The sequence below is a fragment of the Sediminibacterium sp. genome, assembly GCF_051861365.1.
Taxonomy (GTDB): domain Bacteria; phylum Bacteroidota; class Bacteroidia; order Chitinophagales; family Chitinophagaceae; genus Sediminibacterium.
The window spans coordinates 32,987-57,234 of record NZ_JBHYCW010000001.1 but is presented as its reverse complement, the minus strand read 5'-3'; the positions used below and the strand labels follow the sequence as shown (position 1 = coordinate 57,234).

26 protein-coding genes and 1 tRNA gene are annotated in these 24,248 nt (G+C 38.3%); 18 read left to right on the top strand and 9 right to left on the bottom strand.

The window, feature by feature from the left end; all coding sequences use genetic code 11:
• The first annotated feature begins 77 nt into the window (after positions 1–77).
• Genes ACTIEV_RS00255 through ACTIEV_RS00235 form a run of 5 tightly spaced genes read left to right on the top strand, consistent with a single transcriptional unit; the run spans position 78 to position 5,161 of the window.
• Positions 78–1,487, top strand: coding sequence for an APC family permease (locus tag ACTIEV_RS00255; protein ID WP_322196515.1), 1,410 nt, complete (start codon positions 78–80; stop codon positions 1,485–1,487).
• A gap of 27 nt (positions 1,488–1,514) precedes the next feature.
• Entirely contained in the window at positions 1,515–2,993 is a 1,479-nt protein-coding gene (locus ACTIEV_RS00250) for a RapZ C-terminal domain-containing protein (RefSeq protein WP_322196514.1), read from the top strand.
• A 7-nt stretch (positions 2,994–3,000) separates the two neighbouring features.
• Positions 3,001–3,726: a nucleotidyltransferase family protein gene (locus ACTIEV_RS00245; RefSeq protein WP_322196513.1), complete on the top strand. Its 726-nt coding sequence runs from the start codon at positions 3,001–3,003 to the stop codon at positions 3,724–3,726.
• A 1-nt stretch (position 3,727) separates the two neighbouring features.
• The gene (locus ACTIEV_RS00240) at positions 3,728–4,699 is read left to right on the top strand and encodes a Gfo/Idh/MocA family protein (protein WP_178888877.1); all 972 of its coding nucleotides are present in this window, start codon (positions 3,728–3,730) and stop codon (positions 4,697–4,699) included.
• Positions 4,700–4,705: 6 nt separating this feature from the next.
• A complete protein-coding gene (locus ACTIEV_RS00235; RefSeq protein WP_178888878.1) occupies positions 4,706–5,161 on the top strand; it encodes an acyltransferase in 456 nt (151 codons plus the stop codon).
• Between the two features lie 71 nt (positions 5,162–5,232).
• Here the strand turns inward: ACTIEV_RS00235 and ACTIEV_RS00230 are convergent, their stop codons facing one another.
• Positions 5,233–6,366, bottom strand: a complete 1,134-nt coding sequence (locus ACTIEV_RS00230; RefSeq protein WP_178888879.1) for an acyltransferase family protein — start codon at positions 6,364–6,366, stop codon at positions 5,233–5,235.
• A gap of 155 nt (positions 6,367–6,521) precedes the next feature.
• Between ACTIEV_RS00230 and rfbB the strand changes: the two genes are divergently transcribed.
• The 13 genes from rfbB (at position 6,522) to ACTIEV_RS00165 (ending at position 17,693) form a co-directional block, all read left to right on the top strand.
• The gene (gene rfbB, locus ACTIEV_RS00225) at positions 6,522–7,577 is read left to right on the top strand and encodes a dTDP-glucose 4,6-dehydratase (protein ID WP_178888880.1); all 1,056 of its coding nucleotides are present in this window, start codon (positions 6,522–6,524) and stop codon (positions 7,575–7,577) included.
• Positions 7,578–7,579: 2 nt separating this feature from the next.
• Positions 7,580–8,137, top strand: a complete 558-nt coding sequence (rfbC, locus tag ACTIEV_RS00220) for a dTDP-4-dehydrorhamnose 3,5-epimerase (RefSeq protein ID WP_178888881.1) — start codon at positions 7,580–7,582, stop codon at positions 8,135–8,137.
• A gap of 3 nt (positions 8,138–8,140) precedes the next feature.
• A complete protein-coding gene (gene rfbA / locus ACTIEV_RS00215; RefSeq protein ID WP_322196512.1) occupies positions 8,141–8,998 on the top strand; it encodes a glucose-1-phosphate thymidylyltransferase RfbA in 858 nt (285 codons plus the stop codon).
• Between the two features lie 122 nt (positions 8,999–9,120).
• Entirely contained in the window at positions 9,121–10,002 is an 882-nt protein-coding gene (locus ACTIEV_RS00210) for a MerR family transcriptional regulator (RefSeq protein WP_322196510.1), read from the top strand.
• A 187-nt stretch (positions 10,003–10,189) separates the two neighbouring features.
• A complete protein-coding gene (locus ACTIEV_RS00205; RefSeq protein WP_322196509.1) occupies positions 10,190–10,690 on the top strand; it encodes an RNA polymerase sigma factor in 501 nt (166 codons plus the stop codon).
• A 25-nt stretch (positions 10,691–10,715) separates the two neighbouring features.
• Positions 10,716–12,188 carry a phytoene desaturase family protein gene (locus ACTIEV_RS00200; protein WP_322196508.1) on the top strand — a complete coding sequence of 491 codons (1,473 nt, stop codon included), beginning with the start codon at positions 10,716–10,718 and terminating at the stop codon, positions 12,186–12,188.
• Between the two features lie 50 nt (positions 12,189–12,238).
• Complete coding sequence (locus tag ACTIEV_RS00195; RefSeq protein WP_322196507.1) at positions 12,239–13,075, top strand: phytoene/squalene synthase family protein; 837 nt, start codon at positions 12,239–12,241, stop codon at positions 13,073–13,075.
• A 32-nt stretch (positions 13,076–13,107) separates the two neighbouring features.
• Positions 13,108–13,632, top strand: a complete 525-nt coding sequence (gene idi / locus ACTIEV_RS00190) for an isopentenyl-diphosphate Delta-isomerase (RefSeq protein WP_322196506.1) — start codon at positions 13,108–13,110, stop codon at positions 13,630–13,632.
• Positions 13,633–13,634: 2 nt separating this feature from the next.
• A complete protein-coding gene (gene crtD, locus ACTIEV_RS00185) occupies positions 13,635–15,134 on the top strand; it encodes a 1-hydroxycarotenoid 3,4-desaturase CrtD (RefSeq protein WP_322196505.1) in 1,500 nt (499 codons plus the stop codon).
• 29 nt (positions 15,135–15,163) lie between these two features.
• Positions 15,164–15,814 (top strand): carotenoid biosynthesis protein, encoded by a 651-nt coding sequence (locus ACTIEV_RS00180; protein WP_322196504.1) that lies wholly within the window; start codon positions 15,164–15,166, stop codon positions 15,812–15,814.
• A gap of 1 nt (position 15,815) precedes the next feature.
• Entirely contained in the window at positions 15,816–16,283 is a 468-nt protein-coding gene (locus ACTIEV_RS00175) for a sterol desaturase family protein (RefSeq protein ID WP_322196503.1), read from the top strand.
• Complete coding sequence (locus tag ACTIEV_RS00170; RefSeq protein ID WP_322196669.1) at positions 16,280–17,461, top strand: lycopene cyclase family protein; 1,182 nt, start codon at positions 16,280–16,282, stop codon at positions 17,459–17,461. Before ACTIEV_RS00175 ends, ACTIEV_RS00170 begins: the two co-directional genes overlap by 4 nt.
• Before the next feature lie 160 nt (positions 17,462–17,621).
• A tRNA-Arg gene (locus tag ACTIEV_RS00165) sits at positions 17,622–17,693 on the top strand.
• Between the two features lie 259 nt (positions 17,694–17,952).
• Here ACTIEV_RS00165 and ACTIEV_RS00160 read toward each other — a convergent pair.
• From ACTIEV_RS00160 to ACTIEV_RS00125, 8 genes are all read right to left on the bottom strand, one after another.
• Entirely contained in the window at positions 17,953–19,149 is a 1,197-nt protein-coding gene (locus tag ACTIEV_RS00160; protein WP_322196502.1) for a dioxygenase family protein, read from the bottom strand.
• 67 nt (positions 19,150–19,216) lie between these two features.
• The gene (locus ACTIEV_RS00155) at positions 19,217–19,696 is read right to left on the bottom strand and encodes a LytTR family DNA-binding domain-containing protein (RefSeq protein ID WP_322196501.1); all 480 of its coding nucleotides are present in this window, start codon (positions 19,694–19,696) and stop codon (positions 19,217–19,219) included.
• A 489-nt stretch (positions 19,697–20,185) separates the two neighbouring features.
• Entirely contained in the window at positions 20,186–20,560 is a 375-nt protein-coding gene (locus ACTIEV_RS00150; protein ID WP_322196500.1) for a Dabb family protein, read from the bottom strand.
• 24 nt (positions 20,561–20,584) lie between these two features.
• Positions 20,585–20,941, bottom strand: coding sequence for a TM2 domain-containing protein (locus ACTIEV_RS00145; protein ID WP_322196499.1), 357 nt, complete (start codon positions 20,939–20,941; stop codon positions 20,585–20,587).
• Positions 20,904–21,167: a DUF2752 domain-containing protein gene (locus ACTIEV_RS00140; RefSeq protein ID WP_416194686.1), complete on the bottom strand. Its 264-nt coding sequence runs from the start codon at positions 21,165–21,167 to the stop codon at positions 20,904–20,906. Before ACTIEV_RS00140 ends, ACTIEV_RS00145 begins: the two co-directional genes overlap by 38 nt.
• Positions 21,168–21,230: 63 nt before the next feature.
• On the bottom strand, positions 21,231–21,809 hold the full coding sequence (locus ACTIEV_RS00135) for a MarC family protein (RefSeq protein WP_439515868.1): 579 nt from the start codon (positions 21,807–21,809) through the stop codon (positions 21,231–21,233).
• A gap of 125 nt (positions 21,810–21,934) precedes the next feature.
• Entirely contained in the window at positions 21,935–22,153 is a 219-nt protein-coding gene (locus ACTIEV_RS00130; RefSeq protein ID WP_322196495.1) for a cysteine-rich CWC family protein, read from the bottom strand.
• A 133-nt stretch (positions 22,154–22,286) separates the two neighbouring features.
• Positions 22,287–24,203, bottom strand: coding sequence for a TonB-dependent receptor plug domain-containing protein (locus tag ACTIEV_RS00125; RefSeq protein ID WP_322196494.1), 1,917 nt, complete (start codon positions 24,201–24,203; stop codon positions 22,287–22,289).
• Positions 24,204–24,248 lie beyond the last annotated feature (45 nt).

Genomic DNA, 24,248 nt, shown 5'->3' with positions numbered 1-24,248 from the left:
TCCCCATTAGTCATGAACCCTTGTCAACTGTCAACTAACAACTATCAACTCTCCAAAAATCTCTCTTATCTTTAACCATGCCCACCCTGCTCCGTCAACTGAATAGAAATACTGCTATTGCCATCGTGGTGGGTGGCGTCATTGGGTCGGGTATTTTTATGAAGCCCTCTTTGATGGTCGCTCAGTTGCAATCACCTATTTTATTGTTGAGTGTTTGGGTAGTAGCAGGTATCATTACATTATTCGGAGCATTGTCCAATGCGGAAGTAGCAGCCATGTTCCCCGAAACGGGTGGACAATATGTCTTCTTTCAAAAAATGTATGGTAACGGATTTGCGTTTATTTATGGCTGGGCTGCATTTGCTGTTTTTAACACAGCTGGTAATGCTTCGATTGCCTATGTGTTCTCACAGTATACTGGATACCTCATTGAATTGCCTCGACTCAATACTGCAACTGAACAATCTTTTAGCTTGGTCATTCCTTATATCGGAACTTTTTTTCCTCTGCAAAACCTGGGTGTTAAATTTTTGACCATTCTAGTGATCGTCATATTTACTGCCATCAGTTATCGCAGTGTTCAATATGGCGGAAGGGTACAACGTATTCTTACTGCTTTGAAAGCTGCAGCCATTCTATTGTTGATCGGTGGTATTTTTTTCTCAGGCAAAGGAGATGTATCCAATATTTTACAAGGCACAACACATGTGCCCACCGATTGGATGATGTTGAGTGCTTATATGGCTGCGTTGGCAGGAGCTTTCTGGGCTTATGATGGATGGAACAATATATCTTTTGTAGCCGGTGAAATCAAAGAGCCGCAAAAAAATATTCCGCAAAGTTTATTCTTGGGATTAAGCTTTTGTATCATCGTTTATGTATTGGTGAACTTAGCTTTTGTATACCTGATGCCTGTTCAACAAATAGCAGCTTCTTCATTCATTGCTTCAGATGCAGCCAATATTGCTTGGGGAAGTATAGGCGGTGTACTGATTACACTTATGGTAATGCTTTTTGTTTTGGGAACTACGAATGCCAATATCCTCGCCACATCAAGGGTAACATTTGCCATGGCTGATAACAACAAGTTATTTGCTTGGGCCGGTAAAGTACAACCTCGGTACAAGACACCAGGTAATGCACTTTGGCTCAATGCGGCATGGACTATTTGTTTGATCATCAGTGGTTCATTTGACATGCTTACAGATATTCTCATTTTTGTGAGTTGGTTTTTTTATGGCATGAGCGCTTTAGGTGTTTTTCTGTTAAGAAAGAAAATGAAAGAAGAAAAAAGGGTGTATAAAGTATGGGGCTATCCTTTTGTACCGGCGGTCTTTGTCATATTCACTGCTTTTTTTCTGGTCGTTACTTTGGTGAATGATATCAGTCATTATCAGCATGGACAAACACAGGTTATTCATTCTGTTTTAGGGATACTCATCACCTTAGTTGGACTCCCTGTCTATTATCTTTCGAGAAAAAAATAATAATCCAATGGTTATCAACCATAGACCATGGACTATTCACTATTTTCGCCACAAATCAATGTCAACATGGAAGCGGTGATACAAGGTATCCACAATCTTTTTTCTTCTTTAAAAAATCAAATAGCTGAGCGTATCGAGAAACTACCTCAGAGTGGTAGTGATAGGGTGTATTTTAGAATTTATACAGCTGATGAAAGTTATATTGCCACCTATAATAGTAATCAAAAGGAAACCAACACCTTTATCCAGTTTAGTAGACATTTCAAAAAAGCGGGTTTGCCTGTTCCTGAAATATTAGGTGTCAATGAAGACAATACTATTTATATACAAGAAGATCTGGGTACAGAATCCTTATTGAATCAACTGGAAAAACATGGGCATACGGAAATCCCCTATCAGTTATTTCAGAAAAGTTTATCTGCACTGGCACAAATTCAAATCAAGGGAGATCAAGGGCTGGATTATAACTGGTGTATTACTGCCAAAGAGTTTGGTAAGCAAGCCATTTTGAGTGATCTATTGTATTTCAAATATTACTTCCTTGATACACTTCAGCTTCCCTACGATAAACAAGCTATGTTGGATGATTTTGAAGCATTGAGCACTTACCTCACCCATACACAATACAAGTATTTTATGTTCCGAGATTTTCAGAGCAGAAATATCATTGTAAAAGATGGTGAAGTGAGTTTTATCGATTTTCAGGGTGGAATGAAAGGTGCTTTACAATATGATGTGGCTTCTTTACTCTGGCAGGCGAAAGCAGAACTAAGCGAGGAGTGGAAGAATAGTTTGTTGGATTATTATATGGATCAGATTGATCAACTATTAAAAGAGCCGGTTGATCGTATCACATTTGTAAGTCAGTACAATGGCTATGTATTGATCCGCTTATTACAAGTCATGGGTGCTTATGGTTTTCGCGGATTATTTGAAAGAAAAGCACACTTTTTAGCCAGCATTCCTTTGGCGTTGCGCAATCTGAAATTTTTTATTGAACACAAGCGTATCGGCATCATCACGCCTGAATTTGATCGGGTATTGAAATTAGTGGTAGCTGATGAAATGGTTGTACGTTTCGAACCTCCACAAGCCAATGAACAAACGCCCTTGGTGATACAGATCAGCAGTTTCAGTTATAAAAAAGGAATTCCTACTGATGAAAGTGATAATGGAGGTGGCTTTGTATTTGATATGCGTGGTATCCTCAACCCTGGAAGATTTGATGAGTATAAAAAGTTAAGTGGATTGGATAAACCGGTTCAGGACTTTTTAGAACAACGTACTAAGATGAATGAATTCCTGAATAGTGTATGGGATCTGATTGATATTACAGTAGAAGATTATTTAAAAAGAGATTTCAAACACCTTATGATTAATTTCGGCTGTACCGGTGGGCAACATAGAAGTGTGTATGCTGCTGAACAAACGGCCAGGCACCTCAGGAATAAATACAAAGTGAAAGTACAGTTACAACATACCAATCGGGAGAACTGGGTTAAATAAGCAGCTTATGAAAGCAATGATACTGGCAGCCGGACTGGGTACACGTTTAAAACCCTGGACAGATCATCACCCCAAAGCATTGGCGGTGGTGAATGGTAAAAGTTTATTGCAACGAAATATTGAATACCTGCAACAATTTCGTATCTCTGAAGTATTGGTGAATGTGCATCATTTTGCGGATCAGATCAGGGATGCTGTTCAAAAGAATAACGGATGGGGAAGCAAGATTACCATTTCTGATGAAACTGATGAGGTTTTAGAAACAGGTGGCGGCTTAAAAAAAGCCGGATGGTATTTTGAAGGAGTATCTCCTTTTGTTTTAATGAATGTAGATATACTCACATCTATGGATATGGGCGCAATGATAGATGCACATCAATCTTCTAAGCCACTTGCTACACTTGCAATTAGTGAAAGAAAAACTTCTCGTTATTTTTTGTTTGATACAACACTATGTTTAAGAGGTTGGCGTAACGTGCAAACAGGTGAAGAGAAACCTGCTAGTATCTCAACAACAATTCCAAATTTAAAAGAAATGGCTTTTAGCGGAATTCATATCATAGATCCGTTACTATTAAAACTAATGGAGCGTAACGGAAAATTCTCAATGGTAGATGTTTATCTTGATCTCTGCGAGAAACATACTATTCTTGGGTATGATCATACAGGTGCCGTATTGGTAGATGTGGGTAAGCCGGAAAGTATTAGTAAAGCAGAACAAATTTTCTCATAACATGGAAAAAATAAAGTTCGCTATAGTAGGGTGTGGACAGATTGCCAAAAAACATCTGCTCCAGATTGATACTATAGGAACTTTAGTAGCCATTTGCGATTCGGATCCTGATCGGGAAACGTCATGGATCAATAGGTCTGATACGGTTTTTTTCTCCTCCCTTGAAACATTATTGTCAGCAAGGTTAGCCATTGATATTATTGTCATCTGTACGCCTAATGGATTACATGCCTCTCAAGCTAAACTATGTTTACAGTCAGGCTATCACGTGTTGGTAGAAAAGCCCCTTGCTTTAACTGAACAAGATGCTTTAGCGGTAGTTGAAACAGCCATCCAATCAAAGCAATATTTATTTACAGTACTGCAAAATAGGTTCAATGATCCGGTACAAGCTGTTTATCAGGCTATTCAAACGGGTAAGCTTGGTAAAATATTCAGTGTTCAAGTAAGTTGTTTTTGGCATAGAGATGTTACTTACTACGAACACCCATGGCATGGAAATAAAATGCTCGACGGAGGAGTGTTATTTACGCAGTTTAGTCATTTTATAGATTTGTTACTTTGGTATTTTGGTGAAGTGAAAGAACTGTCTGTCATGATGCACAACGCAAATCATCCTCAAACAGAATTACTGGAAGATGAAGGGGCTGTATTGCTACGATTTGAAAAAGATATCATTGGTACGATTCAGTTTTCAACCAATGCCTATCAAAAAAATATGGAGGGTTCTGTTACCATAATTGCGGAAAAGGGAACTGTGAAAATTGGGGGTACTTATTTGAATGAAATAGTATACCAAGAAATAGAAAGTCCCATTATCTCAGCATCAACAGATCCACAAAAGTCATTGGCGCAGGTATATCATTCAATGCTTCGTACCTTACAATATGGAGAACCCTATTATGTTGATCCAAAAGAAAGTGTACGTACAATTGCTTTGATTGAGCGTATGTATGCGGCATCTAACAATTAAGTATTTATGTCTTTTCGATCTATACCATCAACTATTCGCGATGTTACATTTGGTAAGGATGTTACCATTGTAGAACCTTGTAATCTATATGGCTGCAAGATTGGAGATCAATGTTTTATTGGTCCTTTTGTAGAAATTCAAAAAGAGGCAGTGATTGGCGACAGAACAAAAGTACAATCACACAGTTTTATTTGTTCATTGGTAACCATTGGTCAAGATTGTTTTATAGGTCATGGTGTGATGTTTGTAAATGATAAGTTTCAACAAGGTAAACCTGCCGGAGGAGACCCATCAAAATGGCAGAAAACATTTATAGGGAATCATGTAAGTATTGGTAGCAATGCCACTATTCTCCCCGTTACTATTTGTGATCATGTTGTCATAGGTGCCGGAGCAGTAGTTACAAAAGACATCACCGAACCAGGTGTATATACCGGCAACCCAGCTGTTCGATTGAGCTAATAGCTTATAGTTCATGGCGTATAGCCAATCTTCTTGCTATCTGCTATGAACTATAAGCTATGAAACATAAGTTAAACCTTCACATACCACTTCTTCTTATCCATCCAATAAACAATCAGCCAGTAGAATACGATCATTACTATAGCATATAACAATGATCCATTTCTTAAATCTTCTGATATGGGTTTACAGATATGATTCCAGAACCAAGATAGAGGGGTGGTGGTTTCTTCTCCATCTGCAAAACGAATCAATCCAAGTAATCTGGGTAAGAATCCGCTCAATACAAAAATGAACAAAGGATTTTTTCCAAATACATCAAAGAATTTACTCCAGGCTCCTTTGATCTCTTTGAATTCGATGAGATAAATCAAAACACTGATCGTAAGCATGGCAAGTCCTGTAGTGTACAGTACATAACTACTGGTCCATATTTTTTTATTGATGGGGAAAACAAGATCCCAGCATAATCCTGCCACAATCAATACCACTGCCGCAATCATCAAATTGGTGAGCATTTCATAAGTCTTTCCCTTTTGCTGAATGTATTGTCCCACCATAAACCCAAACACCACTTGTACAATAGATGGCATTGTGCTGGTAATACCTTCCGGATCAAAAGGAACACCCTCACCTTTGTACATATGTGCTTCACCTAAAACAGCTTTATCAATGCCTGTACCAAAGTATCCTTCTAAACTAAATGGATCACCCGGCGTGCCCAACCAAACAGTAATGAACCAATACAGTAAGAGTAAAATACCACTGAATACAAATGACCCCTTTGTTTTACCATAAAAAACAATGATCGAAGCGAAGAAATAACAAAGTGCAATCCTTTGGAGTACACCAAATATTCTAAGGTTATTCAGACTTTTGGCTACCAGATGATCATCTTCCCATTTTACAAACGGACTCCAATGCAGGAGTAAACCGATCAAAAATATCAATGCAGTTCTTTTGATTATTTTTTTCCAAAATGTAGCAGGTCCGGCTTGCTCAAATCTAGGCATCACAAATGCCATGGCATTACCTACAGCAAACAGAAAAAAGGGGAAAACCAGATCTGTAGGAGTACAACCATGCCAGGGGGCATGTTCCAATGGGCCATAGATATGCGACCAGCTTCCGGGATTATTTACCAATATCATTAAGGCAACAGTAGCTCCACGAAAAACATCGAGAGAGTAGTATCGTTGGTTCATAGCAATTGTTTGGAAGTGAAAGATAATAAATAGACCTATTTATTCAGCAAATAGAGTCCAATCAGTAGTAAGCGAAATTTCTGTTAAGCTGAATAGTGGGTATCTGAGTCATATCCACGCATTTGCTTATTTTGCAGCCATTCAGTACAACATATATGAGCAAAAAGATATTGATTACCGGAGGTGCCGGATTTATTGGTTCTCATGTGATCCGATTATTTGTTAATAAATATCCCGACTATACCATCATTAATCTGGATGCACTGACCTATGCCGGTAATCTGGAGAATCTGAAAGATGTAGAGCAGCAAGCTAATTATCGCTTTATAAAAGCCAATATTTTGGATGCAGAATCACTGGAACAGGTTTTTCAAGCGTATCAAATTACTGATGTAATTCATCTGGCGGCTGAATCCCATGTAGATCGTTCCATATTGTCGCCATTGGATTTTGTATACACGAATATCATTGGCACTGTTAACTTATTGAATACAGCTAAAAAGTTCTGGGCGGAAAATATGAGTGATCATTTGTTTTATCATATTTCTACTGATGAGGTATTTGGTAGTTTAGGAGAAACCGGCTTTTTTACAGAAACCACAGCTTACGATCCCCGTTCACCTTATTCAGCCAGTAAGGCGTCCTCTGATCATTTTGTTCGGGCTTATCACGAAACCTATCATTTGCCTTCGATTGTTTCGAACTGTTCTAACAATTATGGACCTAATCATTTTCCTGAGAAATTGATTCCTTTGTTTATTCATAATATTCTTGAAAAGAAACCATTGCCGGTTTATGGCGATGGTTTATACACTCGTGACTGGCTCTATGTAAAAGATCATGCCAGAGCTATTGATACCATATTCCATCAAGGTAAAGCAGGCGAAACCTATAATATTGGTGGCTTTAATGAATGGAAAAATATTGATCTGGTTAAATTGCTGTGTAGATTGATGGATGAAAAATTAGGAAGAACAAAAAGTGAAAGTGAACAATTGATCACTTATGTAAAAGACAGACCCGGACACGATAGAAGATATGCCATTGATGCAAGTAAGATCAAAGAACAATTTGGTTGGGAGCCCAGTGTAACATTTGAAGAAGGTTTATCTGAAACAATTGATTGGTATTTGAGCAATACAGAATGGTTACAACATGTTACTTCCGGCGCCTATCAACATTATTATGAATCAATGTATGGTAATCGATAAATATGAAAATCGAAAAAACACCTTTAGCAGATTGTTATATCATTCATGATACCGTACATGGTGATCAGCGAGGATATTTCTTTGAGAGCTTTAATCGAAAAACATTTTTTTCAGAAACAGGTTTGGATATTGATTTTGTTCAAGACAATCAGTCTAAGTCTCAAAAGGGGGTTTTACGCGGACTCCATTTTCAGGAAGGGGAACATGCACAGGCCAAGCTGGTAAGGGTTTTACAAGGAAAAGTGTTGGATGTTGTAGTAGATATTAGGAAAAATTCTCCTAGTTATGGACAAACCTTCACGATTGAGTTAACAGAAGACAATCACCAGCAACTTTTTGTACCAAGAGGTTTTGCACATGGGTTTGTTGTATTGAGTGAAACAGCAGTCTTTTTTTATAAGTGTGATAACTATTATAACAAAGCATCAGAAAGAGGCATTATTTTCAACGATAAGGATTTGGCAATCAATTGGCAACTGCCTGATACGAATTTGATATTATCTGAAAAGGATCAGGTTCTACCTGCTTTTCAGGATGTGTCAAACTCTTTAAAATTTTAAAGTATGAAAGGTATTATTCTAGCCGGTGGTTCAGGAACAAGGCTGTATCCGATCACAAAGGGAATCAGTAAGCAGTTAATGCCGATCTATGATAAACCCATGATCTATTATCCGCTGTCTATTTTAATGTTAGCGGGTATCAAAGAAATATTGATCATCACCACGCCTGAGGATAGTGATCAATTTAAAAGACTATTGGGTAATGGAAAAGAATTGGGATGCAATTTTCAATATGCTGTACAACCCACTCCCAATGGACTGGCACAAGCATTTGTAATCGGGGAGTCGTTTATTGGGAATGATAAAGTTGCATTGATCCTTGGCGATAATATTTTTTATGGTGCAGGTTTTAGTCAACTTGTTCAATCTTTCAATGATGTAGAAGGTGCTGCAGTGTTCGCCTATGAGGTGAATGACCCGGAACGTTACGGTGTGGTTGAATTTGATGAACATAAAAAAGTGATCTCTATTGAAGAGAAGCCTGTGAAGCCTAAATCGAACTATGCTGTACCCGGACTTTATTTCTACGATAATTCGGTAGTGCGTATCGCAAAATCAATTCAACCATCTGCACGTGGTGAATATGAGATTACAACTGTAAACAATGAATACCTACAACAAGGGAAATTAAAAGTGGGTATTATGAACAGAGGAACAGCTTGGTTAGACACAGGTACTTTTGATTCATTGAGCGATGCCAGTGAGTTCGTCAGGGTTATTGAAAAGCGACAAAGTCAAAAGATTGGTTGTATTGAAGAAGTAGCTTGGCGAATGGGCTATATTGATAAGGAGCAGCTTCGGAAACTGGCAGAGCTATATGCAAAAAGTGGCTATGGTGCCTACCTCATGAACCTAAAATAACTTTTAACAGATGCTTTGTGGAGTCTCTAAACGATTTGATTATCAATAAATTCAACATTTTTTTGATTAAGTTTTAATCTTTTCTTTTTAAACAAAACAGCCTCCTGCCTGTTTATTATGGTATGGACGCTTTTACCATCAAAGATTTGGAGAACCTGACCGGTATCAAAGCCCACACGATCAGGATCTGGGAGCAACGTTATGGATTTCTAAATCCACAGCGTACGCAAACCAATATTCGTTATTACAGCAATAGCGAATTAAAAACAGTATTGAACATTGCCTTGTTGAACAAGTATGGGTACAAGATCTCCCATATTGATCGCATGACGCCAGTAGAAATGAAAGAAAAAATTCTTTCATTGACGCAGGCACAAGCACAACAAGAGCGTATTGTCAATGATTTGATTCATTGTATGGTGGATCTGAGAATGGAGGATTTCGAAACCGTTCTGGATAACTATATCATGGCAAAAGGAGTTGAAAGAACTATTACTCAGATCATCTTCCCCTTTCTCGAAAGAATCGGAATTCTTTGGCTTACCAATCATGTTAATCCGGCGCAAGAACATTTGGTGACCAATATTATCAGACAAAAGCTGATTATTGGTATTGAAGGTGTAAGCAGTCATGTTTCTCTCAATAAAACTACTTTATTGTTTCTGCCGGAAGGAGAACACCATGAATTAGGGCTTCTTTTTATGTACTTTCTGTTGAAGAGCAGGGGTGTAAAAGTGTATTACTTAGGCTCCAATGTTCCATTGAAAGACGTGGAATATGTTGTGAACCTCAAAAAACCTGATTTTCTATATTCACACTTAACTTCCGTAGCACATAATTTCAACTTCGAGAAGTTCTTGATCAATGCACATAACCGCATGCCGGATATTCCAATCATTGTTTCCGGTTTGTTGACGCAGACTTACAAAAAACGCGTTCCGTCAAATATTAGCTTTAAGAGATCTTTGTCTGAAGTGATGGAATATGTAGCAACTTTTTCCTAATTCTCATCGTATTTTAATAGCATTTGGGTCGATTGGAACTGCAATCGGCCCTTTTTTTGATGTTTAAACATTTGTAATCCGTTGATTTGGTTTGTTTTATCTTTTTTAAGAAATATTTAAACAAAATTTTGGAAGGGTAGGATATTTATGTTTAATTTTATGTCCTAAATAATTAAACACACTGTTTATGTCTACATTGGAATTTAATCAGATGCTGTTGAACAATACCGAGTTCTTAAAGCCTTTTGCCATTACACTCACCCGTGATGCAGAGGCTGCCAAGGATTTGGTACAAGAAACGATGTACAGAGCCCTTGCCAACAAGGACAAATACAATGTAGGAACCAACATTAAAGCATGGTTGTACACCATCATGCGTAATATCTTCATCAATAACTACCGTCGCAAGGCTAAACAATCCACCATTTTTGATAGCACACCCAATGAGTTTTTGTTAAATCTCAACCAGGGTGCTGTAACGAATGATGCAGTGGCGAAAATTAATCTCAAAGAAGTACAGGAGGCAATTCATCATCTTCCAGAAATATTTCGCAATCCTTTTTTGTTGTATTTCGATGGATTCAAATACCATGAAATAGCAGATATGTTGGGAGAGCCATTGGGAACCATCAAAAGCAGGATCCATTTTGCACGTAAACTGCTCAAAAACCAATTACAGCGGTATTAACTTTTTTGTCTAATTTACTAGTCGAGTGAGCAAGTCTGTCATTATTATAGGAAGCGGCTTTGCCGGACTTTCTGCTGCCTCTTTCATGGCCAAAGCAGGATGGAAGGTTACCGTTTTAGAAAAGCACACCATGCCGGGTGGCCGCGCCCGCCAATTCTCAGAAGCCGGATTTACATTTGATATGGGCCCAAGTTGGTACTGGATGCCGGATGTATTTGAACGTTATTTCAATCAGTTTGGTAAGAAAGTATCCGATTATTATCATTTAAAAAGATTGGATCCATCCTATCGTGTTTACTGGGCTGATGGTCCGGTTGATATACCCGCCGATTATGAAGCATTGCGACGTTTATTCGATGAAATTGAGCCGGGTAGCGCTGTTCAGCTGGATAAATTTTTGAAAGAAGCCGCTTATAAATATGAAGTAGGGATTCAAAAATTGGTATACAAACCAGGACAATCGCTCGCTGAATTTTTAGATTGGGAATTGATCACCGGTATATTTCGTTTAGATGTATTCAACTCTATCAAGTCGCATGTAGCCAAACATTTTTCAAATCCGAAGCTGAAAGAGTTGATGGAATTTCCGGTTTTGTTTTTAGGTGCTTTGCCGGAAGATACACCTGCGCTATATAGTTTGATGAATTATGCCGATATCAAAGGCGGTACTTGGTATCCGGATGGCGGGATGTTTCAGATTGTAAAAGCTATGTATGATCTGGCAGTAGAATTGGGTGTAGAATTTCGTTTTGGGGAAGAAGTAACTACCATTTCTATTGATAAGCATGCTGTGAAAGAACTAGTGACCCAAAAAGGTGATTACAATGCCGATGTGGTGATTGGTGGGGCAGATTATCATCATATTGAAACCGGGTTACTACCGGAAGCATTCCGGACATACTCCAATCAATATTGGGATAAACGTGTAATGGCTCCGAGCTGTTTATTGTATTATGTGGGTTTGAATAAGCGACTCAATAATATTCATCATCATACCTTATTCTTTGATACTTCTTTTGAAGTGCACGGTAAAGAAATCTATACCACCCGTGAATGGCCTTCGGATCCTTTGTTTTATATGAGTGCCACATCGGTTACAGACCCCACTGTAGCTCCGGAAGGATGTGAAAATTTATTCCTGTTGATACCCGTAGCTACAGGACTGAGTGATGACAGCGAAGAAAGACGCGATATGTATTTCAATAGGGTGATTGACCGATTGGAAAAACAGCTCGGACAGTCGGTACGAGAGGCTATTATTTACAAAAAATCCTTTGCACACAGCGATTTCGTATCTGAGTACCATGCTTTTCGTGGAAATGCCTATGGTTTAGCGAACACTTTACGTCAAACCGCTGTTTTAAAACCCAGATGTAGGAGTAAAAAAGTGAAGAATCTGTTCTATACCGGACAATTAACGGTTCCTGGACCAGGTGTTCCGCCGAGTTTGATCAGTGGGGAAGTAGTGGCGGGAGAAGTCATAAAAGCATTTGGATAAAAATATTTCAATAGGCCATGAGCTATTGGCCATAAGCAAAAACACAACCCATGATCAATCTGTTTCATGAAGTAAGTCAGGAGTGCAGCAGGATCACGACGGAAAAATACAGTACCAGTTTTTCTTCGGCCATTAGGTTGTTGAATAAAGACCTGCGTACACCCATTTTTAATATTTATGGTTTTGTTCGCTTCGCGGATGAGATCGTAGATACTTTTCATGATTTTGATAAACCGATACTATTACAAGAATTTAAAATTGCTACGTATGATGCCATTGAAAAAGGCATCAGTATGAATCCGATACTCCACAGTTTTCAGATCACCGTTAATCAGTTTGGAATAGACAGGGAATTGATCGATGCATTTTTGTATAGCATGGAACTGGATCTTGATCAGCGCAAATACGATCGTGCCGGTTATGAACAATATATTTATGGCAGTGCAGAAGTAGTAGGGTTGATGTGTTTGTTTGTATTCTGTGAAGGGGATAAAAAAATGTATGAGCAATTGAAGCCTTATGCCAGAAGCCTTGGCGCCGCATTCCAAAAAGTTAACTTCCTGCGTGACCTAAAAGCTGATTACGAAGGATTGGAAAGGGTATATTTTCCGGGTTGCGATTTTAGAAATTTTACTTCAGAAGATAAAGCTGCTATTGAAGCCGATATTCAAAAAGATTTTGATCATGCTTATGAGGGTATTCTATTGCTGCCTTTGAAAGCGCGATTTGGGGTTTATGTAGCTTATAAATATTATCTCTCTCTCTTCAAAAAAATCAAAAAAGTTCGCCCACAAAATATCATGGAAGAGCGGATTAGAATACCCGATTACGGCAAGGTTTTTATTCTGGCCAAAGCGGGTATCCGTAGTCAGTTGAATTTACTATAGCCACACAAAGCAGGAAGACTTATTTTTAATGTATGGAACAGGTGATACTGGTTAACGAGCAGGATATCGAACTGGGCGTTATGGAAAAAATGGAAGCACATAAAAAAGCTTTGCTACATCGAGCTTTCAGTGTTTTCATTTTCAATAACCATCATGAACTGCTTTTACAACAAAGAGCCATCAGTAAATACCATAGTGGTGGACTCTGGACCAACACTTGTTGCAGCCATCCTCGTCCGGGTGAAGCAGTTGCTGATGCCGCTTTACGTCGACTAAAAGAAGAAATGGGTTTTGAAACAGCACTCTCCAAAGCATTTGACTTTACTTACAAAGCCCCTTTTAGTAATGGTTTAACCGAACATGAATTTGATCATGTATTTGTCGGTACCTATATGGGAGCTATTGAACCCAATGCTGATGAAGTTGAAAACTATGCGTATTATTCATTAGCATCCATTGAGGAAATGTTACAAAAAAATCCTGATGACTTTACTGTTTGGTTTCATATTGCATTTCCTAAAGTGCGTGATTGGTATCTGAAACAACAAAACAATTGATAATGGATACATCTCCTCATGCAATTGTAATTGGCGCAGGTGTTGCAGGAATGGCTGCAGCTATCAGATTGGCAGTTCAGGGATATACAGTACATGTATATGAACAATCTGATCAACCCGGGGGTAAGTTGGGATACTTTGAAACAAAGGGATATCATTTTGATACGGGGCCAAGTTTATTTACGCAACCTGACAATATTGAAGAGTTGTTTGAACTAGCAGGAGAACCCATCGGAGATTATTTTCATTATAGGAAAATGGATCATTCATGTCATTACTTCTATGAAGATGGCACCATGATTCGTGCAGCAGCCGATACAGATGATTTCGCTGCTGAATTGCAACAAAAAACAGGAGAGCCTGCACATCATGTAAAACACTATCTGAATAGTTCTGCTAAACTATATGATGGGGTTGCGAATGTTTTTCTGAATCATTCGCTTCATAAAAGAAAGACTTTGGTCAAGGCGAATATTGGAAAAGCCATTAAAACCGTTCGAATATCACACTTGATGAAAAGTATGCACCAGGTGAATCAACAAAATTTTCAGAGTGAAAAAGTAGTACAGCTATTCAATCGGTATGCTACTTATAATGGTAGTAACCCATATAAAGCACCCGGAATGTTGAGTTTGATCCCACATTTGGAACATAATGAAGGAACGTTTTATCCGGAAGGAGGGATGATCAGCATCACAAAAGCATTATACCGATTGGCTACCAAAAAAGGAGTGATCTTTCATTTCAAGCAACCGATTGAAAGAATTATTCGGCACAATAGCAAAGCGATTGGCGTAGTAGTGGCAGGTGAAAATATATTGTCTGATATTGTTGTGAGTAATGTGGATGTATACTTCACGTATTTACGATTATTGAATGATCCGGAAAAAGCGAAGAAAATTTTAAAGCAGGAAAGAAGCAGTAGTGCACTGATCTTTTATTGGGGTATTCATAAATCGTTTTCTCAATTGGGATTACACAATATTTTCTTCAGTAATCATTATCGAGAAGAATTTGATCATTTATTCCGATTGAAGAAAGCATATCAAGATCCCACAGTGTATATCAATATAACTGCTAAGTGTGAACCAGGCATACAAGCACCGGAGGGAAAAGAGAATTGGTTCGTCATGGTGAATGTTCCGGCTAATGTTGGACAAGACTGGACACAATTGAAGACCGTATATCGAAAAGCAGTGATTGATAAATTGAATCGGATGTTACAAACCGATATTGAATCATTGATTGAAACAGAAGATGTACTAGATCCTGTCTTGATTGAAACAAAAACGGGTTCTTATCAGGGTTCATTGTATGGAACAAGTTCGAATTCCAGAATGGCGGCTTTCTTGCGTCATCCGAATTTTTCAAGACAAATCGAAGGACTGTATTTTGTGGGTGGAAGCGTTCATCCGGGTGGTGGTATACCTTTGTGTTTGAAGAGTGCTAAGATCATGAGTACGATTGTACAAGAAGATGCACGAAAAAGGAAAAGACATTGAGCAAGTATAAACTAACCATATCAGCTTTTTTGGCCATTCTGTTTCATGTGAGTGGACTGATCGGTATGTTGTATACCGATCATAAAGATTGGTTCATTGCCAACACTCCCTTGAACCTGATTTTGATGGCGGCACTGTTGGTCTGGAATCAACCCAAACCCAACAAGGCTTTTTTACTTTTTTTATTGGCTGCATTTCTTACAGGCATGGGTTCTGAAATGATAGGGGTAAATACGGGTAAGTTATTCGGCTGTTATCATTACGGACAAGTACTCGGTCCACATTTCAACGGAGTGCCTTGGTTGATAGGTGTAAATTGGTTTGTGATTGTTTATTGTTCTGGTGTGATCATGCAGAAAGCCATTGACTGGATGAGTTTGAAATATGAAGAGTCTGGCGGACGCTTATCCAAGCGTATGGTCACTATTTCACTAGTTCTTGATGGAGCTTTGTTAACCGTTTTTTTTGACTGGGTAATGGAGCCGGTAGCCGTGAAATTAGGATTCTGGCAATGGGAAGGAGGGCTGATACCCTTTTTTAATTATCTCTGTTGGTTTCTCATCAGTGCAGCGCTACTGTTACTTTTCCGGTATTTGCGGTTCGATAAGACCAACCATTTTGCGGTACATTTGTTTATTATACAGCTTCTGTTTTTCTTAACACTCAGATGGCATTTGTAATATGTTATACGTATTGATTACACTGGTAACTTTTTGCATCATGGAAGGCATTACCTGGCTTACCCATCGGTATGTAATGCATGGATTTTTATGGTATTTGCATGAAGATCACCACCAGAAAGGTCCCGGATTTTTTGAGAAGAACGATGCTTTCTTTATCATTTTTGCAATACCCAGTTGGTTATGTATCATGTTAGGAAGTATGAATCAAGTGTATTGGGTGGTGAGTATTGGTGCGGGTATTGCCATGTATGGGTTTGCTTATTTTTTGGTACACGAAATCATCATCCACCAACGTATTAAATTGTTTACAAGAAGTAACAATAAATACATTAAAGCCATACGTTGGGCACATAAAATGCATCACAAACATCTAGACAAACATGAAGGTGAAAGTTTCGGTATGCTCATCGTTGCTAAAAAATACTGGGATAAAGTTCGAAAAGATGAAATGATGCAAAAGCAATAATTTCACCATTCACAATTGACCATTCACTACTGACAACTCACTATCACTATATCATCTCCGGTTTAGGTCTTGCAGGTATGAGCCTGCTTATGCGCATGATGCAAGACCCTTTTTTTGATGACAAACAAATATTGGTTGTAGATAAAGCGCCAAAACAGCAAAACGACAGAACCTGGTGTTTTTGGGAAAAAGAAAAAGGGCTTTTCGAATCAATCGTATATCATCAATGGAAACAGTTAGATTTCTTTTCAAATGATTATTCAGCCACATTAGCTATCGATCCGTATCGGTATAAAATGATAAGGGGCATTGATTTTTATCAGTATGTGTTACAAAAGGCAGCCAATAAAAGTAATGTTCATTTTCATTATGAGGAAGTGCTGGGAGTTGGGAATGAAAATAATAAAGCCGTATTGACATTGCCTTCAGGAAAGATAACCGCTGACTATATTTTCAATAGCATTCTTTTCCGGGAACCAAAAATCACAGCCAGACAATATATGTTGCTGCAGCATTTTAAAGGTTGGGTCATTGAAACACCTACGCCGGTCTTTGACCCTTCCAAAGCTACTTTTATGGATTTCAGGGTGTCGCAGAAAGAAGGAACAACATTTATGTATGTATTACCGGTATCAACTAATAAAGCACTGGTAGAGTATACTTTATTTACAGAGACATTATTACCACAGGAGAAGTATTCGGAGGAGCTGATACAATATCTTTCTGACTATCTGGGGATCAATACATTTACCATTGAACAAGAAGAATTTGGAATCATCCCTATGACCAATCATGTTTTCCCTTCAGTTGAAGGTAAAGTCATTTATATTGGAATTGCAGGCGGACAAGCCAAAGGAAGCAGTGGATATGCATTTCAGTTCATACAAAAAAGAACAGCAAGTGTGGTGGATGCTTTAAAAAACAATCGTGTTCCTAAAGCTGATAATAGTATTAATGCGAAAAAATTTCGCTTGTACGATAGTGTATTATTGAGTGTATTACACCATAAAAAACTCAACGGCGATCAGATATTTGCAGCGATCTTTCAAAAGAATCCGCCTCAGCGTGTACTTCGTTTTTTAGATAATGAAACCAGTGTATGGGATGACCTGCATATCATGAATAGTGTACCCACTGGTATATTCCTAAAAGCAGCGATGCAACAGTTGTTCAGGTAGTTAATATAGTTTCTGTTATTTTTGCGATATCACAATGTAAAATGGCCTTGTAGTATCCGCCAGGGCGGAGATAGTATAATCCGAACAGTAGTGTTGGGGCAAAGCTTAAGCTGCAGGTTAGTCAAAGTTCTTTTAGTTATTTGAAGTAATTTATTATAATGGCCTCGTAGTACAATGGATAGTATAAGAGTTTCCGAAGCTCCAGATCCAGGTTCGATTCCTGGCGAGGCCACAACGGTAAGTAACAAGGATTAATAATTTAATTGTATTTGAGAGTTTCCGAAGCTCCAGACACAGGTTCTCCGCCGCGGCGGATGGCGAGGCCACAACGGTAAGTAACAAGGATTAATAATTTAATTGTATTTGAGAGTTTCCGAAGCTCCAGACCCAGGTTCTCCGCCGCGGCGGATGGCGAGGCCACAAGGGTAAGAAACAAGAAGGAAGAAACAAGTTTCAAAAAGTTTACATTCTCTTTCTTTTATGACTATTAATTATTGTTCATGAGGTAATCCCTTCAATCTAAAATACTTCCCTTTTGATGTTTCGATCACCGTTTTAATTGTGTTGAAATGATCTTCGGTTGGTGACAGGTTTACAAATTTTCCTACGATTCTTCTGTGTTTATAAATGATGATCGTATTCTCTACATTAGGATCTATTTTGTTTAAATACATTTCTGTTTCTTGATCATTCATGGATGGGACATAAGTAAGCGCTGTTCTTTGTAATTTCAATTCTTTCCCAAGAGACTCTAGCAATTGCTGTCTGTCTGCAGCATTATAATTTCTTTCATCGCCATATACAAAATAGGCTTTCAGTGAATCCTTATACTGCTCCGCACTAACTTCCAGAAATTGTAGCCACTGTTTAATAGAGGGCCAATCGGGTCTATTGCCGGTATAAAAAATGATGCCGTGATAACGTCCGTATTTACAAACCGGACAAGCCCTGCTGCCCTTATCGGGTCCATAAGCATGATAAGGTATAAAGGAAGGTTGATCTTGTCCAATAGATAGTCCTGATTCCTTGGGTAAGTCTTTTGTGGCAGGATGATTGGGAATATTAAGTCCTAGTATAATATCATGTTCTGCTATCTGTACTTTTCCATTCAGCAGTACACGAAGTATACCATTGCCACCTCTTTCTTCTGCAGGATATTTCTTCAAATGTTTGATCAATAAAGGGTCTTCATCAAAAACAAGATCATCAACATAATAAGGGTTAGCAATTGTTGATTCTTTGATCAAAAGATGAATATGAGCCGGGATATCTTCTTTCGGATAAGGTACAGGTCTCAATGTATGAATCATGTAATTCCCATTACTGTCAGACTTTACCCAGCCGCGTAAATAACCGTGTTGTGCTGCTTTCCCATGGCTTCCGATTTTATTGCTATACAAACCTTTGGCATCCGTATGCCAATAATAGATGAGGATATTGGGGGCAGGCGTTTTCCCATCCGACTGAAATACCCGTCCTGTGATCATTAATTGTTGGGCATTCTCATACCACCCTGCACTGGTATCTGAAGATTCAACCTTATCAGGTATTCCTTCAAACATCAGTTCGCAGGTTTCGCAACTACCGCCTACCGGAACCGTGTCTTTTTTTTGATGGGTAGGTTGTGCTTCACAGGATGTGAATGCTAATAAGCAGATGATTGTGAGAGAAGAAAGATAGTTGGACATCATGAATTTTTGCTACAAAATTCCTGTCAATGTACTCGCCCAACAAATGTGATGTTATAAGATGAGTTTATATTGTCGTATCCTGAGTGATCGAACCCATCACCCGTTTAAAATCAGACGCATAATTTCTACTTAGACGTAATAATGTTTGGTCCTTTAACACAATATCATAATCGCCATTCTGCCGCGAGCGAAAAGAAGCGATCTGTTGGATATTTACAATCGTAGATTTATGGATACGTATAAACTGATCAGACTGTAATTCCTCCTGTATCTTTCCGAGCGTAGTTTTATGCAAGTATTTTCTGGATGGGGTATGTATCAACACGTAAGGTGGACTTGACTGAATATGCAGTATCTCTTGTTTGGTTACCAGTATTGTTTGATGACCCTCATGTACAAGAAGGTTAGGACTATATGAGTGAACTTTATCAAGAGGTGATGATGGCTGAATGATAGCTTCTTGGAATTTTGAGGACTTGAAAAAGAAAGGGAGACCATATAACAATAAAAGTGAATACCCATTTTCTGCAAAACTAAATCCCATGCCTTTCCAAAAGAGGAATCTTTGTTCATAAAAAATACTAGAGATCAAATCAATCCATACAGCACATGTAAATAGGTGAGTCCCAACAAAGAAAAAATAGAGCAAAATCTGATGCTTGAAAGATAAAGACTCTTTTTTCAGTATTTTATTTTGAAGTATACAAAATGGAATAAACCACCACCAAAAACTGCTGAATAAAAAAGATTCCGAAAAATAGTAAGCTGAATCAGTGAAAACTGTTTGGCTAAAGTCTTTTATAAGTGTAAAAAGGAACCCGATCGAAACAAGTATGATGGCTAAAGAATGAGATGAAATTTTTTGATGAAACTTAAGTTCCATGGCAGATACTTTAATGTTACATTTAAAAGTAAGCAGTTTTTAAAAACCGCTATTGCGAGGATATGTTAATTCTTTAGTAGGGTTAAAATAGAACGCGGATTATCATGAAAATCATGACTATCCGCGTTCCATATGCGATTCAATCAAAAATCACTTTACCCAATAATCCAGTACTGTTACTTTTTCAAGTAACCCCGGTAGCAGTTTGGTGAAAGCTGTATGGGCAGGATGTACCAAATAATCATCCCTATCTTTTTCACTGGAAAAAGTGAGCAGGAAACAATGGGTAAGACCGTTATTCAATTTCTCTGGACTATTATTCTCTCCCCATTCGAATTTTTTAATGGTTTTTATTTGATTGGATAATTCTTTAAATGCACGAACCACTTTATCAATAGCAGCGGAATCTGCTTTTGATGTCCAGCCGAATAGCACTACATGGCGGAGTTCTTTGGAATTGGTTTGGGATTTACCGTTAATAGCAACGAATACAAGTAATACCCAACAAATTATCATCTTTTTCATGCAAAAATTATTGATGGCTCATAGCTAATACATCGCATGCACCATTGCCAAACTTTCTCTTGCCATTTGGCTATTGTATTCAAACGTAAGCTGTTTGTGATTAATAGTATCTACAATCGTTCCAATGAAACAGAGTCCGGCAGTGAAAAGGTATAACAAACCCATTCCATTTTGTCTGACCATGAATCTTTGTACCCCTGCTACCAGTACAAAGCCAAGTATACAGCCAAGTAGTATCTGATCGGTTTTTCTTCTTTTACCATTATAAACGGCGATGAAGTTTTGCAATCTTTCAGGTGATAAATCTGAAGTAAGGTTTTGTAAATACACCAGCTCTTCGCCTTCAAGAGCGGGGATCAGATTGTAGAGGTTGGGTTTCATGTTGTTTGCGTAAAGGTTGTATAAGTTGCTTTATCCTTATAAATATAATGATTACTCCCACAATTCCGAATAGATGATGATAAAAGGAAGCCTGAAAACGAAAATGCAAGGCATCATGAATGGCATGTCCAATACCGCACCCCGGACATTTACCCAGTCCTAATAGCTGTGAGGGGCATAATGATTGCTGACCTTCCGTATCAGGTAAAAAGAATAATAAGATCAATGCACTGATCCAGAAAATGAGTTCGATATGTTTGCGGATGTATCGGATAGTTTGAAGTTCGGATTACTTTCCGAAAGCAGCAATATTGCTACTAAAGATTTTCACCGCAATGGCCAGCAGAATTACACCAAAAAATTTACGAACTGCCAATAAACCGGCTTGTCCGAATGCGCGTTCTATAACTTTCAAAGACTTTAACACAATATAAACCACCACCAAATTGATCAGAATACCACTGAGAATATACAATTCCTCATAGTTGGCTTTTAAAGACATGACGGTTGTAAGTGTACCGCTACCTGCAATAATGGGGAAAGCAATGGGCACTACCGATCCTGATTTGGCATCTTTATCTCCTTTAAAAATCTCATGTCCTAACACCATTTCCAATCCCAATAAAAAAATCACAACAGAACCACCTACTGCAAAAGAACGAATGTCTAATCCTAAAATCTTTAAAAAAGCTTCTCCTGCAAACAGAAAAAGAATCATTAATGCGCCAGATATTAAAGTGGCTTGTGTAGAACGTATTCCACCCATCTTTTCCTTCAAAGAGATCAACAATGGAATCGATCCCACAATATCAATCACTGCAAACAAAGTAAAAGTAATGGTCAGCAGATGGTCGAGTTGGAAGGTCATGGTGGTGGAAGTTTAGACTAAGGTAGGGAATAGTGAGTAGTCAGTAGTGAGCAGTGAGTAATTTTTTGAAGAACTATGGATTGCTCCTAACTCACTACTGAATATTCACTACTCATTAATCACCATCAAAATCTAAACACATGATTCCTCACCAACTTATACTCAAACTGCAAGGCTTCCAGACAGTTTTTACAGAGACAATCTGTGTATTTACTCTCAATATAAACACGTTCCTCATAACTGAGTTTAGGACCACTGCACTGACAGGCAGGAATATTGCCCACTTTGCACTCAAATGTTTTAGTGCAACGCGGACAATGTTTTATCTCATGTTTATGTGTCATGGAAGAAAAATTAAAAATGCAAAAGTCAAAAGTGACAATAGCTAATGGTTAATAGTCCATGGTAAATAGTAGTGCAAATTAGCTACTTAGTTACTATGCCTTTTTTGACTTTTGCATTTTGATTTTTGACTTATTACCAATTAAACGTCACCCCGGCATTAAACAAAAATGGGATGGCATTAAATCCGCGTGCATCAAAGAATTTTTTGCCGGTAATATTCTGTGCATCAGTAAAGAAGCGAACGCTGTTATTCAGTACGTAATCAGCTGAAGCACCAAGAATAAAATAAGATGGTAATGAAACATCTGCTCTTCTGAATCCGCCAATATCAAAACGTTGACTTACATATTTGCCGGTAACCGCTACATTCAATCCCTTGCACAAGTCCACATTGGCACTGATATTGAAATGGTGCTTGGGTCTGCGTAAGAGATAATCGTAAGTAACTGTGTCTTTGGTGGACAAACGGTTTTGGGTTAGTTCTTCACTCAGCAATAATGTATAGTTGGCAGTAATACCTGCTTTTTTGCCCAGTTTCGCATTTATTTCCCATTCCAAACCATTCACAATCTGTTTTACATAATTGAAATAGTTGAACGTGATATAGTTGTAGTCAATACCGTTATTGATCTTTCTATTAAAATAGATAAGTCGAGTACTCAGTTGTTTGCTTTGATAGCTGATGCCTGCTTCATAGTTCACAGATTTTTCTGCTTTCAAGTTGGCATTCAAACTCAACTGGTATAATGAAGGTGTTTTGAATCCACTTGAAATACTACCAAATACACGAACGGCATCATTGATACTATAAGAAGGATTGAAAGTATAAGTAGCATTGTTGCCATAACGAGAATGATCGTTATAACGTCCGCCAAATTCGATATTCAGTTTCTTATCGGCGCTACTATAGATCAATGAACCATACAAGGCGGTTTGTGACATAGAGGTATCACGAAACCTGCTTCTGAATGGACCAAATGAGCTGATCGCGAAATAGTCTTGGTTGTACGACCCATAGCGATAATCAATACCTGTGAGCAATGTGAAACCTGCACCCAGTTTCACTAAACTGTACAATTCAGCAAACTGAGAAATAGCGTTATAACTGTTGTCTTCAAAAATAGTACTGGTTTTATGCGCACTATCGTTTCTGTAATTGCGTCCGAGTTCGCTGTATTGATAGTTTCCGGTCAATGCGAAAGCGCCTTTCTTGTATTGAAATCCGGTACCGGTGATCAGTGATGTGTTATTGATATTATAGTCACGGTCATCATTGAATACCCCTGCATCAATACCTGCTTTGTATTGACTGTGCATCAGAAATGTTTTGAACATGAGATGATCGTTGGCCTGGTACATCAATTGGGCGTTGGCAACAGAACCATCGTATTTGTCTTTATCGTAATTACGAATACCTGTACTGTCATAGGCAGATGAAAATCCATTGGTAAATAAACGTGCATAACGGGCAGTGTAAGTGAATTTATTTTTCTTACCATACAACTGAATATTATTGCGGGATGTACCAAGATTACCCTGACTCAAAGTTGCTTTTACATTGAATGCTTTTTGGGCATCTTTTTTTACGGTAATGATATTCACTACCCCCGCAATGGCATCGCTGCCATATAGTGTAGATTGAGCACCTCTGCACACTTCAATTCTTTCAACATCATTAATGGAAAACAAATTCAGGTCAAAATCTGTAGTGATGGTAGAGGGGTCATTCAATGGAATTCCATCCATCATGATCAATGTACGACCAGGAGAAGCCCCGCGCATATACACGGTTTGAACGCTACCGATATTATTGAAAGCACCATTAATGGTGATCCCGGCTTGTTCATTGAGTAATTGGGAAATGCTCTTACCACCGCTTTTTTCAATTTGGGCTTTGGTGATCACAGAGATCACTTTACCGGTACTACTTTGTTTCTGTTCAATTTTGTTGGCAGTTACCACTACTTCATCAAGGATAACCGTGTCTTTTTGTGCAAATACCTGGGTGCCAGACAGCAGGCATGCAAGGAGCGTAATTGTTTTGCTCATTGTTGTTTGTTATAAGGTTGAACAATGAGCTTTCAGGAAATTTTA

Excerpts from the sequence above, each read along its gene's own strand:
- ACTIEV_RS00210 (WP_322196510.1), top strand. The coding sequence starts at position 9,121 with ATGGACGCTTTTACCATCAAAGATTTGGAGAACCTGACCGGTATCAAA.
- rfbB (WP_178888880.1), top strand. The coding sequence starts at position 6,522 with ATGAGCAAAAAGATATTGATTACCGGAGGTGCCGGATTTATTGGTTCT.
- ACTIEV_RS00130 (WP_322196495.1), bottom strand. The coding sequence starts at position 22,153 with ATGACACATAAACATGAGATAAAACATTGTCCGCGTTGCACTAAAACA.
- crtD (WP_322196505.1), top strand. The coding sequence starts at position 13,635 with ATGGATACATCTCCTCATGCAATTGTAATTGGCGCAGGTGTTGCAGGA.
- ACTIEV_RS00145 (WP_322196499.1), bottom strand. The coding sequence starts at position 20,941 with ATGAAACCCAACCTCTACAATCTGATCCCCGCTCTTGAAGGCGAAGAG.
- ACTIEV_RS00250 (WP_322196514.1), top strand. The coding sequence starts at position 1,515 with ATGGACTATTCACTATTTTCGCCACAAATCAATGTCAACATGGAAGCG.
- idi (WP_322196506.1), top strand. The coding sequence starts at position 13,108 with ATGGAACAGGTGATACTGGTTAACGAGCAGGATATCGAACTGGGCGTT.
- rfbA (WP_322196512.1), top strand. The coding sequence starts at position 8,141 with ATGAAAGGTATTATTCTAGCCGGTGGTTCAGGAACAAGGCTGTATCCG.
- ACTIEV_RS00155 (WP_322196501.1), bottom strand. The coding sequence starts at position 19,696 with ATGGGATTTAGTTTTGCAGAAAATGGGTATTCACTTTTATTGTTATAT.
- ACTIEV_RS00175 (WP_322196503.1), top strand. The coding sequence starts at position 15,816 with ATGTTATACGTATTGATTACACTGGTAACTTTTTGCATCATGGAAGGC.
- ACTIEV_RS00205 (WP_322196509.1), top strand. The coding sequence starts at position 10,190 with ATGTCTACATTGGAATTTAATCAGATGCTGTTGAACAATACCGAGTTC.
- ACTIEV_RS00235 (WP_178888878.1), top strand. The coding sequence starts at position 4,706 with ATGTCTTTTCGATCTATACCATCAACTATTCGCGATGTTACATTTGGT.
- ACTIEV_RS00135 (WP_439515868.1), bottom strand. The coding sequence starts at position 21,809 with ATGACCTTCCAACTCGACCATCTGCTGACCATTACTTTTACTTTGTTT.
- ACTIEV_RS00125 (WP_322196494.1), bottom strand. The coding sequence starts at position 24,203 with ATGAGCAAAACAATTACGCTCCTTGCATGCCTGCTGTCTGGCACCCAG.
- ACTIEV_RS00240 (WP_178888877.1), top strand. The coding sequence starts at position 3,728 with ATGGAAAAAATAAAGTTCGCTATAGTAGGGTGTGGACAGATTGCCAAA.
- ACTIEV_RS00245 (WP_322196513.1), top strand. The coding sequence starts at position 3,001 with ATGAAAGCAATGATACTGGCAGCCGGACTGGGTACACGTTTAAAACCC.
- ACTIEV_RS00160 (WP_322196502.1), bottom strand. The coding sequence starts at position 19,149 with ATGTCCAACTATCTTTCTTCTCTCACAATCATCTGCTTATTAGCATTC.
- ACTIEV_RS00150 (WP_322196500.1), bottom strand. The coding sequence starts at position 20,560 with ATGAAAAAGATGATAATTTGTTGGGTATTACTTGTATTCGTTGCTATT.
- ACTIEV_RS00195 (WP_322196507.1), top strand. The coding sequence starts at position 12,239 with ATGATCAATCTGTTTCATGAAGTAAGTCAGGAGTGCAGCAGGATCACG.
- rfbC (WP_178888881.1), top strand. The coding sequence starts at position 7,580 with ATGAAAATCGAAAAAACACCTTTAGCAGATTGTTATATCATTCATGAT.
- ACTIEV_RS00255 (WP_322196515.1), top strand. The coding sequence starts at position 78 with ATGCCCACCCTGCTCCGTCAACTGAATAGAAATACTGCTATTGCCATC.
- ACTIEV_RS00230 (WP_178888879.1), bottom strand. The coding sequence starts at position 6,366 with ATGAACCAACGATACTACTCTCTCGATGTTTTTCGTGGAGCTACTGTT.